Genomic DNA, 2,745 nt, shown 5'->3' on the forward strand with positions numbered 1-2,745 from the left:
GCTTGAAGTTAGTACCGCTACGAGGCGAGGCTAGCGAGAGCGTGCCCCATTTATATACCCACACTGCTTCAGAGCAAGCTTAGCGGGAGCGTGCTCGATTTCATGCCTATATCGCTTATAAAACTTTTTGATTTTTTACATCGCTATCTTTCTGCTCTGCATCCGTCTCCTTACGATGCTTCACCTTCTCCCACAAAGCCCGAAAAGCAGGCAGGGAGCTTTCAATGCTTTCAAAAGGAATGCAGTAGGACAGGCGGAAATAGCCGGGTAAGCCGAAGCCGTCAGTAGGCACCATAATGATATGCTCTTCTTCCGCCATCTTCTGGAAGGCCTCCGTATCCTCCAAGGGAGACTTCATCAAAAGATAAAAAGCACCCTCCGGCGGCAGACAGGAAAATCCCATTTCCGTAAGCTCCGTATACAGAAGACGACGATTTCTGTCATAAAATCCCACATCCACCTTCACTTCCAGACATTCGGAAATCACCTTTTGGAAAAGAGACGGGGCATTCACAAAGCCCAGGGTTCTTCCGGCAATCGTAGCAGCCCGCATCAGCTTTTCTCCTTCCTCCACATCTGCCCCGATAGCCAGGTAGCCGATTCTCTCTCCCGGGATGGAAAGGGTTTTGGAGAAGGAATAAAGATAAATGCTGTTGTGATAAAGGCCGGGCATAAAGGGCACAGTTCTGTCATCATAAACCAGTTCCCGGTAAGGCTCATCACAAATCAGGTAAATGGGATGCCCCACCCTTTCCTCCGCCTCTCTCAGCATCTCCGCCAAGGCCTTCAGCTCTTCTTCCTTATACACCACACCACTGGGATTGTTGGGGTTGTTTAAAATCACCGCCTTGGTTTTTCTGCGGATCAGACGGTCTGCCATGCCGATATCCAGAGAAAAATTATCTTCCTTCACCGGAACTACGGTAAGCTTTCCCTTGTAGTGGGAAACGTAGGCATTGTACTCCGTAAAATAGGGGGCAAAGCAAAGCACCTCATCCTCTTCGTCCAAAAGACAACGCATCAAGACATTTAAGCCTCCTGCCGCTCCGGCACAGAGGAGAATCTGCTCCTTCTCATAGGGCAGTTTAAAACGTCTTGTCAGATGCCTTGCAATCTGTTCCCGCACCTCATCATAGCCGGCATTTTTCATATAACCGTGAATCTCGTGGGGATCCTGGTTTTCCAGTAGGCTGATTATGGCATTTTTCACCTCATAGGGCACAGGAGCCACAGGATTTCCCAGACTGAAATCATAGACATTTTCTTTGCCGTACTTCTTGGCCATTTCCTGTCCCAGTTCAAACATCTTTCGAATTGCGGAATTTCCTTGTAAAAGGGGTTCCATTGTCTTTGCCAGTGCCATATTTCCTCCCAAAGAGCACGCTCTTTTGCTTGTACTGTATTGCTTACTACTTTGCTCCCTATTTGCTATTGTTGACTTACTTGTTTTTGTTTGCTGGTTCTTGTTTGCTGGTTCTTGTTTGCTGGTTCTTGCTCGTCTTAACTCTATTCTTTCTATATTATCTTTTTTGCCTTTCTTCTGTCCGACTATCCTTCTTTTGCTTTTTTAATGCCGCTTCCTTTAAGGCAGTAAATCCTGCTTCCTTAGAAACCGCATCCGGGTTATTTCTGAGCATGGTTTTGGTCCACCAATGCATCTTTCCACTTTCTGCATTTCCTCCGTCTTCCAAAACCGCAAGCTCCTCCTCCATTCTTTCCTTATCCTTTAAGAGTCCTTTAAGAAGAGCACCGGCAGATTCTTTCAGATTCCCGGCGGATTCCTTTACACTGCTGGCTGCCTGTCCCACAGCGCCCTTTGCGGTATCCGCCGCAAGGCTTGCTGTACTGATGGTATTGCTGGCCGCCTGGCTAACCGTATTTTTCGCCAGGGAAACGCCGGACTCCATCACATATTTCACGGCAGCCACATTGCCTTCCTTTTGCTGTACGTTTCTGAGCTCTTCCGCTCCCTGCTCCCACTCCTGCTTGGCTTCACCGATGCGGTCGTAAAGCTCTCCGATGGAACGCCGCAGGTTCTGAATCTCTTCGGAATTTCTCGCCAGTCTTCCCAGACGCTCCCGAAGCTCCAGAGCCGCGATGACGGAGAATACCACATCTTCCACAAAAAGGGTATAGAGCATGGTGTCTATCACCACGAAGGTAAGATAGCTCCAATCTGCCGGAATGGAGGAAACAAATTTATGCACCACCTGCATTAAAAAAATCGCCATCAATCCCCAGCCGATTGAAGCAAAAAAGCAGATGTAACCACGAAAGTTCAAAGGATTCTGAGAATAATCCCACCAGCGCATGTGGAAGATATGATTCATCAGAAGACCGGTGATAAGTTCCAATGCCGTTCCGCCGAAAAATCCAAGCAAAAAAAGATAGAGGAAATGCCCCTCATGTCCATGAGCGAAGAAGACCAAAAGGCAGGATCCCACACCATACAAGGGAATCCAGGGTCCATGGCAAAATCCTCTATTCTGTAAATGACCGGATTTCAGAGAGCAGTAAGAAGACTCGAAGCACCAACCCAGGATGCAATACAGCATAAAGAAAGTCAGCCACTGTAAAATTGTGTATCCTCTCATAAAAACTCCCTTGCTTTAAAAATCATTTTTAGCTATTTTATCGCAGTTTTTCATTATTGTCGAGTTTTTTGGCGTTTTTCAAAATATATGTTCTACAATATAGATTCTGAAATATAGATTCTGAAATATATGTTATAAAATATACTTTCTG

At 46.4% G+C, this 2,745-nt stretch carries 2 protein-coding genes; both read right to left on the reverse strand.

All coding sequences use genetic code 11. The annotated features are described in order from the left end of the window. Positions 1-115 precede the first annotated feature (115 nt). Positions 116-1,363, reverse strand: coding sequence for a pyridoxal phosphate-dependent aminotransferase (locus ACO4PX_RS09790; RefSeq protein WP_485572501.1), 1,248 nt, complete (start codon positions 1,361-1,363; stop codon positions 116-118). Positions 1,364-1,520: 157 nt separating this feature from the next. Continuing rightward, positions 1,521-2,594 carry a putative ABC transporter permease gene (locus ACO4PX_RS09795; protein ID WP_485572503.1) on the reverse strand — a complete coding sequence of 358 codons (1,074 nt, stop codon included), beginning with the start codon at positions 2,592-2,594 and terminating at the stop codon, positions 1,521-1,523. Positions 2,595-2,745: the final 151 nt, after the last annotated feature.

Source organism: Oribacterium sp. (genome assembly GCF_057249185.1).

Bases quoted from the DNA above. Each gene is read 5' to 3' on its own strand.
- ACO4PX_RS09795 (WP_485572503.1), bottom strand. From the start codon at position 2,594: ATGAGAGGATACACAATTTTACAGTGGCTGACTTTCTTTATGCTGTAT.
- ACO4PX_RS09790 (WP_485572501.1), bottom strand. From the start codon at position 1,363: ATGGCACTGGCAAAGACAATGGAACCCCTTTTACAAGGAAATTCCGCA.